Here is a 17,534-nt window from a genome sequence, read left to right on the forward strand (position 1 = left end):
AAGACAGGCTGCGTGGTCGCTCACGCCACGCGCCGGAGCGCGTCGGTGACCGAGAGTTTCGAGGCGTTGTACGCCGGGATGAGCGACGCGACGAGCGACAGCCCCATCGAGAGCAGCACCGCCATGACCATCGTCGAAGGCTCGATCCGGAAATAAGGGAACCAGGCGCCCATCTCCTCCTCCAGCCACCGGCCCAGCCCGAGCTCGACGATCGGATACGAGACCACGAGCCCGAGGAACCCGGCCAGCAGCCCGATGGTCGCCGCCTCCCCGATGATGAAGATCCTCACGTGCTTCGGCTCGAACCCGAGCGCGCGCAGCACGCCGTACTCCCGCGTCCGCTCCCGGACGCCCATGGCGATCGTGTTGCCGAGGATCATCATCATGATGAGAAGGATGATGACGGACACGACGTTGAGCGCCGTCAGCACGGCCGACATCATCGCCATGAACGACAGGTTCATCGCCCGCTCGCTCATCGTCGCCGTCTGGACGTCCTTCTCGTCGAAGATCTTGTCGATCGCCGCGCTGATGTCCGCGCTCCGCGACGGGTCGTCGATCCGGGCGGCCATCCAGCCGATCTGGTCGCGCTGCCGCTCGGGGAGCGACTCGTTCAGGTAGTCGTAGTGAAAGATGAACTGCGACCTGTCGATCGACTTGCGCGTCGCCGTGTAGATCCCCGAGACGTTGAACTGCCAGTTTCCGGGGTAGATCGTCCCCTCCAGCGTCACCGTGTCGCCCGGCTTCACCTTGAGCCGGGTCGCGAGGACGTCGCCCAGGATGGCGCCCTTCCTGTCGCCCAGCCACCGCTCCATGTCCTCGGGCGAGACGACCATCTCATCGTAGACCTTGAAGAAGGTCTTCGACTCGACGGCCATCGAGGCGAAGAAATTGTTGGCGTCGCGCGGGTCCTTGGCGCCGAACCAGCTCATGAAGGACCCCTCCGTCACGCCGGGGACCTCGCGGACCGTGTCCATGTAGCGCTTCGGCAAGGGGAGGATGAACGAGATCTTGTGCCGCGTCGCGATCCGGTCCTTCGCGGCGTGGTCGGCGGCGACGTTCCACGCCGAGAGCACCGTCCGGAGGAGCACGAACGCGAGCACCGCCACCACCGCGCCGATCACGGTCAGCAGCGTCCTGAACTTGTTGCGAAGGACGTTCCTGGCGGCGACGGAGACGAGGTTCATGACAGGTTCCCCTTGTCGAGCCGGCGCGTCACCGTCGCGCGCTCGGCGGCCTGCGGATCGTGCGTGACCATCAGGATGGTCTTCTTGAACTCCTTGTTGAGCCTCTCCAGGAGGGCCAGGATCTCGTCGGCGCTCTTGCGATCGAGATCGCCGGTCGGCTCGTCCGCCACGATGATCGTCGGGTCGTTCACGATCGCCCGCGCGATCGCGACCCGCTGCTCCTGGCCGCCGGAGAGCTGCCGGGGATAATGGCCCATCCGCTCCTCGAGCCCGACGACGCGAAGGGCTGTCTGCGCGCGCTTCCGCCGCTCGGAGGCCGAAAGGCTCGTGAGCAGGAGCGGCAGCTCGACGTTCTCGACCGCGGTGAGCACCGGCATCAGGTTGTAGGCCTGGAAGATGAAGCCCATCGTCCTGGAGCGGAAGCGCGCCAGCTCGCCGTCGCTCATCCGCGTGAGGTCCTGCCCCGCCACGCGCGCCGAGCCGCGCGTCGGGCGATCGAGCCCGGCGATCAGGTTCAGCAGCGTCGACTTGCCCGATCCCGAGGGCCCCATCAGCGCCTCGTACGACCCCTCCGGGACGTCGAGCGTGATGTTGTCGAGCACCACGATCGGCTCCTTGTCGCGGAAATAGCTCTTGCCGACCCCCTGCAGCTCGACAATGGGCTTCGGCTTCCCGTCGCGATACCCCTCGGTCATTCGCTCCCCTTTTCCTTCTCTTTGATCTTCTGACCGTCCGCGAGCTCGGCGGACGGCCTCGCCACGAGGCGCGCCCCCGGGGCCGGGCCGTCGAGCAGCTCCAGCCCGCCGGGCGCGGGGCCGCCCACCTTGATGGGCACCATCTTCACCTGGCCCTCGTTGACCACGAACACCACCTTGGCGCCGCCCCGCTCGACCACCGCGGCCTCCGGGACGACCCGCTTCGGCGGCTCCTTCATCGCCTCCTCGGACAGCGCCTCGGCGAGGAAGCTGACCCGCGCGCTCATCTCCGGCAGCGCCTCCTTCGGCTCTCCGACGAACTTCACCTTCACCGGGATGGTCGCCTTGGCGCGGTTCACCCGCTTGCCGATCTCGAGCGTCGTGCACCGGTGTCGCTTCGAGGGATACGCGTCGAGGACCACCTCGCACGGCTTGCCGGGCTCGACGAGGTAGAGGCGCGTCTCCGGGACATCGGTCTCGACGACGAGCGACGTGAAGTCGGCGATCTCGACGAGGTGCGGCAGCTCGAGGCCGACGACCTCCCCGACCTCCGGCGGCTTCGACATGATCGTGCCGCCGATCGGCGCGACGATCTTCCGATCGGTCAGCGTGACCCGGAGGCTCTCGACGTCGGCCGCAGCCGCCTTGACCTCGGCGTCGGCCGCCGCCGCCGACTGCGTGAGCGAGTGCATGCGCGCGGTGAGATCCTCCATCGACGCGCGGCCGGTCACCTGGCGCTCGACGAGCAGCCGCTCCCGCGCAAGCTGCTGCTCCACCTCGACGATGCTCGCCCTGGAAGCCGCGGCGCGCGCCCGCGCCGCAGCGACCTTGGCCTGGGCCGCGGCCACGAGGCTCTTCTGGTCGGCGTCGTCGAGCTCCACGAGCAGGTCGCCCTGCTTCACCACGTCGCCTTCCTTGACGTGCACCCGCGCGATGCGGCCGGGGAACTTGGCCCCGACCTTGGACACGACCTGCGGGACAACGTACCCGGTCGACGTCACGGAGATCGACGCCTGCGCCGGCGAGACCAGCGCGACCTCCGTGGTGGTGACCTCGGTCTTGAAGATCGCGCTCTGCGCCCTGGGCAGGGCGAACGCGGCGGCGCCGGCGACCGCCGCGAGCACGACCGCGGCGACGAGGACGGTGCGGAGCGGGCTCCGCCGATCGGGATCGACGTCCCGCTGGATCCGCAGCGAGGCGAGATCCGAGCTGAGCTGGTCGGACACGGCGTCTCCTTAACACGCTTCCGGCGTCGCGTTGAACTTCTATCGCGCATTTCTGACGCGCGGCGCCACCCGCGCCCGACGCGCAGGACGCCGTCTCGCGCTCGGCCCTGGAGCGGCGCTTGCTTCGTATCGAAATCGCCTCCCGCCGTGGCAATCCGCCCGTCCAGACGACAATGCGCCGCGCGGCTGTGCCCCCTGCGCCTCACCCGTGGCTGTGCGCTCCCTGGCGTGCAGCGGCGCTCCGGCCCTCGCGCGAAGCGCGCGGCGGGCCTCACGTCCGTTGGCTGGCGCACCGGCGCATCGCTCCAGCGATGGAGCCGGAGCGGAGCGAGAGGAGGGAAACCGCTACAAGGTATCGAAACTATAAGCATTTATCGAACCAACGCTCCCGAACGACGGCGCCGCACAACGGCGGAAGTGCCAATCACCGAGATCCACGCGGCGGAGCAGGCGGAAGGTGCGCTCCGCGCCACACACGGGGTGGGATTGGTGCCTGCGGCGCTGTGCGCCCCTGTCTGTGTCGACGCGGGGCGCGGGGCCGCGGTGCGGCGATGGTGCGAGATGCGCGCCTTGCGCTCCCGGGCTCCCGAGACCAACACCCTGTCTCGACGCCCCGACGCCGCACGTCTACGCTGTCACGATGGGTTTTGTCGCGAGCCTTTTCATCGTCTACGGGGTCGCCGGGGTGGTGCTGGGTGTCGCGGTCGCCATCGCGATCGGGCGCTGCCTCCACCACCGGCGGCGCTCGCAGATCGCCGCGTATGCGCGGAGCCCGTCGGCATCACCCGGCGCGATACGCGAGGGGTTTGCGCTCCTGCGCGGCGAGGTGAGCGCGGAGGACGCCGCGCCGGGAGACGCGGTGATCGCGGTCGAGATCCCGTGCGGCGGCCAGGCCGGCGCCGCGCCGAGCGCGTGTCAGACGCGGGCGCGCGCGTTCTCGCTCCGGCTCGCCTCGGGCGCCACCGTGCGGGTCGAGCCGGCGAGCGGCAGGCTCAGCCTCGACACCACCTTCGTCCCGACGAGACGTGGCGGCGCGCCCGCCTACGTGTCCGAGGTCCGCCCCGGCGACACGATCTACATCGCGGGCTCCGTGCGCCGCGAGATCGACGCGAGCGCCGCCGGCACGGGCTACCGCGACGCCGCGCGGGCCTGGGTGCTCCGGGCGCCCGCGCACGGCAGCCTCTGCGTCGCCTCGGAGACGGTCATCGCCCACCACGCCCAGCGCGCGCGGTTCCACCGCTCCTGGGCGCTCGCGCTCGGCGGGGCGCTCGCGGCGCTTCACCTCGGCCTGTTCCGCGCGTTCCACGCGAGCGTGCTCGGCACCGTCGAGTCGGCCGGGACCATCGACATCGGCCCGGCCGCGCTCGCGCTCTTCTTCGTCGGCGCCGCGGCGCTCACCTACCGCACCCTGGCCGAGCAGACCTCTCCCTGGATCGAGCTCCGCGTGGATCGCTCCAGGGCGGCCTAGCACAGCGTCGCTCAGGCTCCTCCCTGGTTCCGCGTCCGCGGCACGCCCCCCGTGGAGGGAGGTCGTCACGCGTGGCAGGGCCGGGCTGATGTCCGAGCCTCGATAACGTCCTATCGAGGGGGCGCCCCCGTTGCCGGGGCTCGCGTCTCCTGGAACCGGACCCCTGCGGTTCACAGCCGGCTCTTCCGAGCCAGGCGGACGAGAGCATCGGTGTTCACCAGGCTCGTTGGGTCGCCCTCGGGCCACGACGCCCTCGTCCCCTCCCCCCCGCTCACCAACGTGGTTGTCCTCGTCGTGATCGTGGTCGTGGTCGTCAACGGCTCGGATTCGGTTGCGCGGAGTCGAACGGAGGCGGAGACGATCGTCGACGAATGCACTCGAGCACGCCCGCCATGGCCATCAAGGACCTTGCCCGGAAAAGCCCATGAGCCAACCTGGGCGTCAACGCGCCGTGACGCGCCGCTTCACCGGGCGCGGCCGGCCCTCGACAGTTTTCCGGCGTCAGCGCTCCGTGATCACCCGTCCCCCACGGGGATCACCGTTCGAATGCCTCGCTCCCGAGATCTCCGCATGGTCTCAAGTACCGGTCCGAGATTGACCAGCAGTCTGCACGCTGACATATTCGTCCATCACGGAATGCCACTCGCTCGGCAGCGCTTGAGCGCAAGTAAAACGGCGCCACCTGTGACGCGTGCAGCTTCCGCAGCCACAGATTACGCAATGTTAAATCAACATTGAAGGCACATTCCATCAGAATGCGACAGAATCCGTAGTGCGTCTGTCGCACATGGTTTGCGGCGAGATCACGCCGCAACGCTGACGTTCTGCCACGTTCCCTGGAGGGAGCGCCGACCCGGGCACGGCCATGAGGCAAGCCAGGGCATGGCGCGCCATTGTCGACGTTGAAGGTGCGCGCGCGAGCGTGCCTGAGAGGAAAGAACATGTCAATCCCGAACCCTTACATCATCAACATCGACCTGTTCTGGCCCAACATGAACCGTCCGACTCAGAACGAGATCGCGCGCGTGAGGGCATTCGATATCGACGGCTCTACCGAGACGGAGGTAGGCCAGAGCGACTACGACCCGGAGACCGGCGGCTGGCCGGTGGTCCTGCAGCGCGTCGCGGTGTTCGCCTCGACACGAGAGACGGCGAATCTGCGATTCAGGATCTATAGCGCGAACGGGCAGGAGGTGGGCTGGACGCAGACGTTCAACGCGATCCAGAGCGGGTCGAGGGTGCGCATCATCATCGGCCAGAGCGCCGAGCTCGTGAGCGTGAGCGGCGCGACCTGGACCGCATCTTCGCGCAAGCACCGCGCCTTCGGCACCGTGCGGAACACGATCGGTCTCGCCGCTTCGGGCATCGTCGTCGAGGCGTATCACGTCGGCTGGACGAGCGGCGGCGTCGACGAATTCCTGCTCAGCACGGCGGAGAGCGACGCAGGCGGAAACTTCGAGATCCTCTACAGCCCGCCGCCGGTGGCGAGCGCGTCGATCCCGATCGGCACACCCGCAGGACAGATCAACCTGATCCTGTATGCGAACGAAAAATTGAATCCGGAGGGAACGGAGCTGCGGAGGCTATCGTCCTCGGAGGTGATCTACAATGCCGCCCGCGAGCAGCAGCTCGACGTGGTGATCGATCGCGTGGTCGCCAACGCCGACTGCGAGTACGAGCGCCTGGTGACGGGGCTGAAACCCAGCCTGGGGGTCTCAGAAGCCGCACAGCAGTCGACCGTACGCAAGCTCGATGAACGCCCAGATTTCCTGACCCTGGTCGCTCGCTCGAGCGGCTTCGATGAAGCGCTGGTCCGCGCCTTCGTTCGCTCCTGGCTCATCGCGAAGGAGATCGACACACAGCTTCCTCCCTCGACGCTGAGCGCGCCCATGTCGCGGGAAGTCATCTATTCGCTCGTGCGCGCCGGGCTCGGCGACAACCTGCGCGCGCTGCTCGACGTGAGTCCCGACAAGTTCTTCCAGACGCTCGTCGCCGCCGTCCACCGCGGGATCATCTCCGCAGCCATCGAGGTCGACATCTATCCGACCCTGGTCGACAGCTGGCGAACGGTGCTCGCGAAGTTGATGAATTTCGTCCCGTTGGACGGGAGCAGAGACCGTCCGTGGCAGCAACAGCTGCTCGAGCTCGTGTTCGGCAAGGAAGAGCGATTCCCCCAGATTCTGAGCTTCAGGCAGACCTCGTTTGGGACCGCAACCACGGCGCACCAGGTCGCGATGCCTTCGGCGGTCACGGCCGGCGACCTGCTCCTCGTGATGTTCGCCGCCCACGATGGGCCGGCCGTGACGACACCGGCCGGTTGGACGCAATTGTGGACCGACATCCATGGTCTGGATGGCAGTGTTCGCCTGAGCGGCTACGCCAAAGTGGCGACGGGAAGCGAGGGCGGCACCCTCGTCAACTTCCAGACCTCGTCCGCACGACAGGCGGCCGCGCATGTTTATCGGGTTGCCAAGAACAGCTGGAAGGGAACGATATCAGGAAGTGTCACCGTTTCAGCATCGGCCTCTGGACTGAGCGCCCAGGCCGATCCGCCGTCGCTCACCCCCGCGACAGGCACCACGGAGACCCTGTGGCTCCCATGCGCTGCGTTCGTTGGTGCGTCAGTCGTGACATCGTGGCCCGCCAACTACACTGCACACAATTTCACGAGTTCGTCAACGAACCCTGGAAATTGCTCGCTGGCGTCCGCCGCACGTGAAGCGGCGGCCACCAGCGAAAATCCCCAGCCCTTTACCGTCGCTTCGGCCGGTACGTTGTGGCTGACGCGGACCGTCGGAATCCAGGGCCTGCCCGCGGCGGAGAACCCGTTCAGGGCCAAGAAGGAGGCGCTCATCGGCGCGCACTTCGACAACCTCGGGGAACTCCCCGGGCTGCTCGCGGCGCTGGTCGATGACGAAGTGTTGACCGAGCAGCAGGCGGAGGACATCACGTTCGTGTTCGAGATGTACGAGAAGGTCGGCCGCTATTACCCGATCGTCGCCGCCGTGTACGCCTACAAGGCGAGCTCGGACTGGCGAACGATCGAGGATCTCGCCACGGTGACGCTGGACGGCGCGCACCCGAACTGGACCGACTTCGCCTCCAGCTCAACCAGCTACAATGACGGCCGATACCCCGGCGATGTTCCGGGGTTCAACAGCACGTACGGGCAAGGAGCTGTCTACGCGAGGCGCCTCTACGACCTGTTCGGCAAGCTGAGCCCGCAGCGTCGCTTCGTCTCCCGCATTCAGGGGACGCCCACCCTCGTGGCGGTGCGCCAGTTCTTGACGGATCACCCCGACTTCAGCCTCGAGAAGGGCGACATCGACGACTACCTCGCCGAGAGCGAGCTCACGCTGAACGCCGACACCGTCGGCTCGATCAAGCAGCTCCAGCGCTTGTTTCGCTTGACCCCCGATTTCGACGCGGCCGCTCACCTCATCGGCCAGGCGCTCGACTCCGCGGTCCAGATCGCACGCATCCCGGAAGACCGATTCGTGGCCGATCATGAAGAGCACGTGGGTGGCCTCACGGCGGCGCGCGATATCCACCGCACAGCATCCCATTACGCGAACGAGATCCTCACGACGCTGGTCAAGTTCCACCCGAGCCTGAACGAGATCGGCGGGCTGAGCGCCGTACCGGGGCCTGTCAATTTCTCCGTGCTCGATCCGACGCACGGCTACACCGCCGGGCTCGTGACATCGCCTAGCCCGGCAATTTCGGGCAAGTTCCCGAACTGGATCACCCTGTTCGGCGACCTCAACAAATGTGCTTGTAAGCACTGCCAGACGGTGCTGAGCCCCGGCGCGTACTTGATGGACCTGCTGGAGTGGGTCGACGGCGCGCCCAAGAGGACGCTGTTCGAGCGCCGGCCCGACCTCGAGGACATCGAGCTCACCTGCTCCAATACGAACACGGTCTTGCCTTATATCGACATCGTCAACGAGGTCCTCGAAGCGGTCGTCGAGCCGCTCGAGTTCACCATCGGCCTCACGCCCGAGACGATGAACCAGGCAAAGGACGGCGTCGAGGGGGCGCTCGGCGCGCTTCGCAGCGCGGTTCTCGCCGAAGGGTACGTGCTCAGCGAGCGCGCGGTCGCCAATCAGAGCGCCGCCTATACCGAGCCGAGCAAAGAGTGGATCGTCGAGGACGATGCCGTCCGCTTCAGAATCCGGGGCAACGCCGCGCCGCTCACGGTCTATCCAGCGCTCCAGACCAACGGAGCGAACGACTCGCTCGAGGTGTTCCCGGAGCACTTCAACCGCAAGACGTACGACACGCTCGCGCAGGCCGTCTTCCCGTTTCATCTGCCGCTGGCGCTCGGCAGGGAAGAAATCGACATCTTCCTCAAGCAGAAGAACATCCGAAAGCATGAGATCCTCGAGGCATTCTCGACGAGCAACGCCGACACGAAGCTCCTGGATCCGAACATCGCGCTCGCCTACCTGAACCTGACGCCCTCCGAGGCTCAGGCGATCCTCGGCGCGGAGCGCCCGGTGTCGGAGTACTGGGGCTTCGTGATCCCGCCCGACGCCCACGAGGTGACCATCCGGCGGCCTGACAAACCCACCCTCAAGATCACCGCCACGGAGCCGGCCCCGGGGGACCCGGACACGAGGCCGGCCTGGGTCAAGCTCGTGACGCTGGTGCCCGTATTCCTGCACCGCGCGGGCCTGAGTTACCAGGAGCTGCTCGACCTGCTGGATACCCGCTTCGTCCACCTCCAGGCCGCCGATCAGCACGGGATCCACGTCGTATCGAGCACAGACGAGCTCGTCGAGTGCAACTACAACGAGTTCCAGATCGCGCACCTCACTACGGATACGCTGCGGCGCGTCAGCTTCTTCGTCCGGCTCTGGCGCAAGCTCGGCTGGAGCATGCGCGAGCTCGACGTCTATCTGATGAGCCTCGAGGGCGGCAACATCCCCGCCAATCTCGTCAGGCTCGCTCAGGTGAAGCGCCTGGTCGACTCGCTGAAGCTCCCGCCGCTCGACGTCGTCGCGTGGTGGGCGAACCTCGACACGCGTCGCACCGGGCGAATCGAGAAGAGCCGCTTCGACGAGGTCTTCCTCGTGGGCGCCCCGAGCCAGGCCGAGTATCAAGGGCTCGAGCGGGTGCGGATCGGGGCGACGGTCAACCTCGCGACGGTGACGGATGACGAGGACTATCCGGCGCACCTCCGCGCGGCCCTCCGTCTGAATTCGACCGATATCGAGCGGCTCTGGGGGGAGGTCATCGTCTCAGAGTCGGTCACGAACCTCGGGCTGGCCGAGCTCACGGAGATGCACCGGGTAGCGACGCTCTCGAGGGCGATGGGGCTCTCGGTCGCCGAGTTCTACGACCTCACCGCGCTCGTGGGCAGCCCGTTCGTGGAGGAGGTGACCGATCTCCAGGCGGCCATCCTGAACACCTACGCCGTCATTCGAGAGCTCGAGCGAGCTCGGGCGACGCGCATGTCCGCCGCCGAGATCGCCTATTATCTGCGCCATGAGAGCGCGCCGGGCGCTCCGTTCACGCCCGCGGCGGAGGACATGGATCGCGCCGCTCAACGGCTCTCGGCGGCAGCGGCGGAGATCGAAGCGACCTACCCGGAACAGATCCCTGACGCGGCCGCGCTGGTCGCTGCGCTCACCAAGGTCATGCCGGCCGAGAAGGTCGTGCGGGCGATCCAGATCGTCGAGGGGCCGCCTGCGCCGCCCAACCTGGGCGACTTCGCTACGCAGGCGGAGTACGATGCCGCGCTCGCAGCCTACGAAGCGGTGCACGCACCGCTCTCGCAGCAAAACCTGAACTTCCTGGCGCGCTATTTCCTTCGGTTCTGGTCGGCGACCCCCGACTTCGTTCCCCTCGAACAGCTGGTCACCTACGACGCGGGTCTCTCGCGCGTGCTGCGCTACAAGCTCGTGTGGGATCGGCTCCGCGCCTACCTGGTCGACCAGGCGCGGGCGGCCTCGGCTCTCACCGTGGCTGCCGAGTCCATGGACCTCGCCCGTGATGAAACCGAGACGCTGCTCACGAAGGCGCTCCGGAGCTTGACCACGGACTTCTCCCCCGCCCTCCACGACTGGAAGAGCTTCATGAAAGGGGGCTGGAATACCGCGGTGCCCGGGGAACTCAGGGCCTCCGTGGTCATCCCGCGGGACGACGACTACGGGTTCATCATCTCGGTCAGCTTGCCGGTGGCGCCCAGCATCGAGGTCGCCTTGTGGATCGACGGCAAGCAGCGCATCACCTATGGGTTCAACGAGGTTCAACAGAACAGGCACTATCTCCACGATGCCCTGAGTCTGAAGGCGGGCACGGTCCTCGACGTGCGTATCACCTATAGCAACGCTGAGGACGTCGCGCTGCTCTGGCAAGTCGGCAACGCGGACGTGGTCCCCGTGCCCGCGAGCGCCATCGTCCCATTCCGGACGGATGTCTACACCAAGCTGTTCAAGGCTGTCGGGCTCGTCAGAGGTCTCGAGCTGAAGAAGCCAGAGCTGAGATATCTGATCGAAGCGGACAGCTCGATCGGGCTTTCGCTCAACGCGCTCCCCGCGCGCGACGCCGACGCGGATGTGCCGTGGTCGGCGCTCGCGGGCTTCATCGATCTGCTCGACCTCCAGCGTTCGGTGGAGCTCAAGACCAAGACCCTGTTCGAGTTCTGGAGCGAAGGTGGTGGCGCTGCCGAGGCGCAGGCCGACGTCGTGGCTGCTCTCACGGGATGGAGGCTCGAAGACATTCTGGCCGTCTTCGACCTGCTCTCCCCGGCTCCCCCCCCGCCGCCGCCCTGGCATAGCTATGACCTCTCGGAGACGCTCAAGCTCTGGCAGCTGCTCAGGGCGACGATGCGGATCGTCCGGCGGCTCGAGCTCAACGCGAGCCAGATCATCGACCTCCTGCTCAGCCCAGCGCCGACCATCGGCGCCGCCGTTCAGCTCAGGAACGCCTTCCGATCGCAGTTCAGCAGGGATGCCTGGAAGGAGGTCTTCAAGCCGCTGCGCGACCCGCTCCGGCGACGCCAGCGGGACGCGCTCACGGGATACCTCACGACCGGCGCCGTCGAGGTCGATGGCGTGAACGGCGAGCAGAAGCCCGACTTCGTCGACGAGAACGACCTCTTCGCTCACTTCCTGATCGACGTCGAGATGGAGCCCGACACGCTCATCTCGCGTATCCGGCTCGCTTTGAACGTCGTGCAGCTCTTCGTCCAGCGCGTCTTCCTCGGGCTCGAGGACAACGCCTCGCTGATCCAGCTCGAGCAGGCCAAGGACCAGTGGGCGTGGATGCAGAACTACCGGGTCTGGGAGGCCAACCGCAAGGTCTTCCTCTACCCCGAGAACTGGATCGAGCCGGAGCTGCGCGACGACAAGACCGAGTTCTTCACGGAGCTCGAGAACGAGCTCGTCGAGGGCGACATCACGCACGAGCGGGGCCTCACGGCCCTCCAAAACTACCTGGAGAAGATGAGCGAGGTGTCGAACCTCGAGGTGGTAGGCACCTACGCCGAGGAGGTCTTTTCTGCCGGCGTCAATCACGTCCTTCACGTCGTGGGGCGCACGCGCTTCCAGTCACGGAGCTTCTATTACCGGACGTTCCAGGCCAAGCAGTTCCACGACGGGATCTGGACGCCGTGGAAGAAGATCAACCTCGATATCAACGCCGACGTCGTCGCGCCGGTCGTCTTCAATGGGCGCCTCCACCTGTTCTGGCCCCTGGTGCAGAGCAAGCAGAAGCCGAAGCCCCTGCCGGCGAACAAGAACCACGTGGACGGAGACAACGCCGGAGCCGTGCACGCCGAGTTCCAGGCGGAGATCCGCCTCATGTGGAGCGAGTACCTGGCCTCGGAGAACAAGTGGCTCAAGCCCAAGCTCTCCAAGAGCCGCGTGACCGATGACGACGCGGAGACGATCTTCGATCGCGAGCTCGGCGAAGACAAGCCCCGGACGGCGGGCTACCACCTGCGTGTCGCCGTCGCGAGCAGCGAGTACGTGTCGGTGGATGTCGTCAAGACGAACATTCCGAGTGCGGACGGCGTGAGCCGGGGCGATTCGCTCGCCGAATGGCTCTGGAAAGACAAGAACCTCCTCAGACCGAAGCGGCTCGGCACGTTCGCCATCTGGCACACGGGCGACGACACGCTGGGGTCCAGCGACCTCGTGCTCAAGGTGGGAGAGAGCTGGCCGGAAGGAACCCTGCTCGTGCAGAACGCCGCCGTCGAGGTGGATTACATCGTCCACGCCAGGAACGCCGGCGATGAGCTTCGATTCCTGGGCAACGCGCCGTTCTTCCGGAGGACCCCGGGCGCCTTCCGCGTCTTTGGCACGAACTTCCCCTATCTTGGCAGCGCCGAGCTCAAGCCCTTCTTCTACGAGACACCCTCCACGAGCTTGTTTGCCGTGAGCAAGGGGGTCGTGACGCAGTCGGGCCTGAGCCGGGAAAAGACGCAAGTCGCCTCGTTCTCGACGTTCAACCATCCGCTGGTGACGGAGGTGCGAAAGCGCCTGCAGGCGTTCGGGCCGGAAGGCATCATGAACCGCGCGACGCAGGCGCTGCCCATCGCCGACAACCGGTACTACTCGAACTACTACTACAACTACTACGGCCACCTCTACCTGGGCTACCACATCGCCGGCGACAGGCAGGCCTGGGGTACGACGCAGCGCCTGATCGAGACGGAGCTCCACCCGACGCGCAGCGTGAAGCAGCCGTATCCGCTGCCCACGATCGAGTTCGGCTACGGGACGCCGTTCGGCATCTACAACTGGGAGCTCTTCTTCCATCTGCCGATGCTGATCGCGGGGCGCCTGAGCCAGGACCTGAAGTTCGAAGACGCCATGAAATGGTACCACTATGTCTTCGACCCCAAGCAGGAGCTCACGCGATACGAACAGACCAAGCGCTGGGTCGAGCGCCTGCCGGCCGGCTGCCGCTACTGGAACTTCCTGCCGTTCTTCGCCAACAAGGACGCGACCGACAGCCTCTCGGAGACGCTGGGGCTCACGAAGACGCTGTCGACCTACGATCGCCAGGAGCTCACCGCGCTGATCGACGACTGGCGGCGCAACCCCTTCAATCCGCACCTCATCGCGCGGCAGCGGCTGGTGGCGTACCAGAAGTCCGTGGTGATGAAGTATCTCGACAACCTCATCGCCTGGGCGGATCAGCTCTTCCGGCTGGACACGATCGAGGCCATCAATCAAGCGACGCAGCTCTACATCCTCGCGGCCGAGCTGCTCGGCGACCGCCCCGAGGCGGTCGAGCCGCTGACGGGTGAGCCCAGGTACACGTACCGCGAGCTCAAGACGAAGGGGATCACGAGCTTCTCGAACGCCATCGTCGACGTCGAATACCGGCTCGTGAGCAACAGCGAGCACCTCAAGCAGACCCAGCTCGCGCAAGAGGACTCGGCGACGGCCTCGATCAAGAACCTCTCGCTCAGGACCCTCTTCTTCTGCGTGCCGAGGAACGAGCGGCTCGATGGCTACTGGGACACGGTGCAGGACCGTCTCTTCAAGATAAGAAACAGCATGAACATCGATGGGGTCAAGCGTCAGCTCAAGCTGTTCGAGCCCCCCATCGACCCGGCCCTGCTCGTGCGCGCCGCCGCGGCGGGCCTCGACCTCGGGAGCGTGCTCGCGCAGCTCAACGCGCCGCTGCCCTGCTACCGCTTCGGCACGTGGATCCAGCGGGCGGTCGATCTCGCGAACGAGCTCAAGGGCTTCGGGGCAGCGCTGCTCGCGGCGCTCGAGAAGAAGGACGCCGAGGAGCTGCAGCTCATGCGCCATGGGCATGAGATCAAGATGCTGGAGCTCGTGCGCCGGGTGCGGCAGGCGCAGATCGCCGAGGCCGAGGAGAACATCAGGGCGCTCGAGCTCTCGCGGGCGCTCGCCGAGGAGCGCCACACGGAGTACCGCACGCGCGCTCGCATCAGCAAGAGCGAGCGGACGCAGCTCACGATGACCGACGTGAGCACCCAGCTCGAGGTGCTCCAGGGTGTATTCCACACCCTCGGCGGCATGTTCGCGTCCATCCCTGACCCCAGAGCAGGCATGGTGGGGCCGTTCCCGTTCGTTGGCGTCGACGCGAAGGTCGGGACCGCGTTCATCACCTTGATGAACTCCATTGCCAATGCGTTCGGCGCCGGGGCCAGCGTGGCGCGCGGCAATGCGACCCTCGCCGGCATCAACGCCGGCCACGAGCGGCGCTGGGAGGATTGGAAGCTGCAAGAGCGGCTGGCGCGTAAGGAGATCGACCAGATCAACCAGCAGATCGTGGCCGCGCAGATCCGGCGCGACATCGCGCAGCGCGAGCTCGAGAACCACGAAACGCAGATGGAGCACGCGGAAGAGGTGCGCGAGTTCTTGCAGGAGAAGTTCACGAGCCGCGACCTCTACCAGTGGATGGTGCGCGAGCTCAGCCGCACTTATCAGCAGGTGTACAAGCTCGCCTACGACGTGGCGAAGAGCGCCGAGCGCACCTTCCAGTTCGAGCTCGGGCTCGATGGAACGAGCTTCATCCAGTTCGGATACTTCGACAGCTTGCGGCAAGGGCTGCTCGCCGGCGAGAAGCTCGTCCTCGACCTCAAGCGCATGGAAGTGGCCTACCTCGAGCGCAACCGGCGCGAGTTCGAGATCCAGAAGCCGATCTCGCTCGCCGCGATCAACCCGGCCGCGCTTCAAGACCTGCGCGAGAAGGGCGCCTGCGAGTTCGAGCTCCCGGAGGTGCTGTTCGATCTCGATCACCCTGGCCAGTACTTCAGGCGCATCCGAGCGGTCCGGCTCACGATCCCCTGCGTCACCGGGCCGCATACCAGCGTCAGCGCCAAGCTCACCCTGCTCGGCAGCGCCATCCGCAAGCAGAGCACGGCCAATCCGACCGCGTACGCCTATACCGGCTTCGACGACCCGCGCTTCGTCCATGACCTCGTGGGCATTCAATCGATAGCGACCAGCAGCGCGCAGAGCGACGCAGGGCTGTTCGAGCTCAACTTCCGCGACGAGCGCTACCTGCCCTTCGAGGGCGCAGGGGTCATCAGCCGGTGGAGGCTCGAGCTGCCGACGGCCTATCCGCAGTTCGATCACAACACCATCTCCGACGCCGTCATGCAGCTCAGCTACACCGCGCGCGACGGCGGCGGCACGCTCAAGGACGGCGCGGAATCCGCGATCATCGACGGGCTCAACAAGCTCCTCAAGGTCGTCTCCGACGAGGAGACCGGGCTCGTGCGGGTCCTTAGCCTCCGCAAGGAGTTCCCCGACGTGTTCCACCGCCTGCTCACCAGCCCGGGCGAGCCCGTCGATATGACGCTCCTGCCCGAGCACTTCCCGTTCGTGATCCGGCGCGCCCGCATGACGCTGACGCTCGCCAACATCGTCAATAACGAGGGCTACGTCGACGTTCACGTCATCACCAAGCCCGGCGCCACGCTGAGCGGCGCCGACATCTCGCTGAACGGCGGCGACGAGGCGCAAGTGAACCCGCAAAATGGCGTCGCCGTGCAGTCCCTGCCCAAAGGCGGCAGCGCCTCCACGACGCTGCTCCAGAACTGGGCCGCGGAGACCTGGGCGCTGGAGCAACACGGCCTGAACGCCGACACCGTCGAAGATATCGTCTTTGTCGTGAGATACACGGCGGCGGCCGCCGACTGAAACCTGAACCGTCCGCGGTCTCTACTGCGTCATGAGGAGAGCAACATGGCAAGAGTAATGATCTGGCCCGACCTCTACAAAGAACAGGGCCACTGGCTTCCGTGCATCAACCTGGCCAAATCCCTGCAGAGCTCCGGCTACACCGTGGAGTTCATGGGTATCCCGGATTGCCGTTTCATCATGGAACCGTACATGAATTCTCTGAGCGACCCGATGTTCCACGAGATTTTACCATCGGTGTACCCGCTCGGGCACTCGTACGAGAACAAGCTCGAGCCGCTCGACCAGCGCTGGAAGCCGCACCATCTCCTGCCGATCTGCCGCGGCGCGCTCGATGACGTCTTTCTCGGGCCCTCCGCGCCGAACCTGCTCATCGGCGGCTACTTCACCGCGCTCGAAACGCTGCTCATCCATCGTAAATACGGGATCCCTTTCATCCTCATCACCACCTACCTCCGCCACCCCGACGACACGCCCAGGCTCCACGCCAAGACCAAGCTCGTCTACATGCCGCGCGCCGTCTCGCAAAAGATCATCGACTCCGTCTCGCCGCAGCCGGGCCTCGACATCGATCAATTCATCGAGCCGCTCCGAGACAGGCTCGAGCTGATCCCTTGCCCTGGTGTGTTCGACTTCAACGACGACGACTGGAATCATGGCGATCACGTCAAGTACGTCGAGCCCATGATCGCGCGGCAGCACCTGAGCGGTGGCTCCTTGCCCGGCAATCCGGCGGGGATCCCGACGGACAAGCCGCTCATCTTCGGCACTGCCGGCTCGCAAGTCCAGGATTACGAGTTCAAGGCACGGCAATTCTTCAACAACCTCATCGATATGATGAAGACCCAGAGGATGGATAACCATCATCTCGTCCTCGCCGTCGGTGACAAGCTCCTCGCTCAGCTCAACGTCGAATACGGCGTTGACGTGGACCCGCTCAACAACCGCCTTCCAGCGAACGTCAGCCTCTTCTCCTGGGTCTCGCAGCTCGACATCCTGAAGCAGGCCGAGGTGGTGTTCATGCACGGCGGCCTCGCCACGATCAAGGAGTCCATCTGGGAGCAGGTCCCCATCGTCATCGTTCCCCACGGCAAAGACCAGATGGACAACGCCCTGAGGATCCGGCGGAGCGGCATCGGTGTCGTCTCCGAGGTCGCCGACCTCACTCCGCAGCAGCTCCGCGGCCTCTTCACGGCGGCCACATCGAGCAAGTGGATCCGGCAAAAGCTCGCGAAGATGAAGGCGTTGTTTCAGGTCGAGGAGAGCAAGGCACCGAAGCCCAGCATTCAACTGATCCAGAGCGTGGTGGCCCCTTGAACCGT

General features: G+C 66.0%; 6 protein-coding genes. 3 read left to right on the forward strand and 3 right to left on the reverse strand.

Annotated elements, in window-relative coordinates; genetic code table 11:
• Positions 1-20: 20 nt before the first annotated feature.
• Genes WME73_RS36790 through WME73_RS36800 form a run of 3 tightly spaced genes read right to left on the reverse strand, consistent with a single transcriptional unit; the run spans position 21 to position 3,108 of the window.
• On the reverse strand, positions 21-1,187 hold the full coding sequence (locus WME73_RS36790) for an ABC transporter permease (protein WP_437740989.1): 1,167 nt from the start codon (positions 1,185-1,187) through the stop codon (positions 21-23).
• Entirely contained in the window at positions 1,184-1,882 is a 699-nt protein-coding gene (locus WME73_RS36795) for an ABC transporter ATP-binding protein (RefSeq protein WP_437912580.1), read from the reverse strand. The genes WME73_RS36790 and WME73_RS36795 overlap by 4 nt, the downstream gene beginning before the upstream one ends.
• Positions 1,879-3,108, reverse strand: a complete 1,230-nt coding sequence (locus tag WME73_RS36800) for an efflux RND transporter periplasmic adaptor subunit (RefSeq protein WP_437912581.1) — start codon at positions 3,106-3,108, stop codon at positions 1,879-1,881. Before WME73_RS36800 ends, WME73_RS36795 begins: the two co-directional genes overlap by 4 nt.
• A 640-nt stretch (positions 3,109-3,748) precedes the next feature.
• Between WME73_RS36800 and WME73_RS36805 the strand changes: the two genes are divergently transcribed.
• From WME73_RS36805 to WME73_RS36815, 3 genes are all read left to right on the forward strand, one after another.
• Positions 3,749-4,576, forward strand: coding sequence for a hypothetical protein (locus WME73_RS36805; protein WP_437852302.1), 828 nt, complete (start codon positions 3,749-3,751; stop codon positions 4,574-4,576).
• A gap of 941 nt (positions 4,577-5,517) precedes the next feature.
• Positions 5,518-16,212: a neuraminidase-like domain-containing protein gene (locus WME73_RS36810; RefSeq protein WP_437912582.1), complete on the forward strand. Its 10,695-nt coding sequence runs from the start codon at positions 5,518-5,520 to the stop codon at positions 16,210-16,212.
• Positions 16,213-16,257: 45 nt separating this feature from the next.
• Complete coding sequence (locus WME73_RS36815; RefSeq protein WP_437912583.1) at positions 16,258-17,529, forward strand: glycosyltransferase; 1,272 nt, start codon at positions 16,258-16,260, stop codon at positions 17,527-17,529.
• The last annotated feature ends 5 nt before the right edge of the window (positions 17,530-17,534 follow it).

Source organism: Sorangium sp. So ce302 (assembly GCF_051530145.1).
GTDB classification, from domain to species: Bacteria; Myxococcota_A; Polyangia; order Polyangiales; family Polyangiaceae; genus Sorangium; species Sorangium cellulosum_B.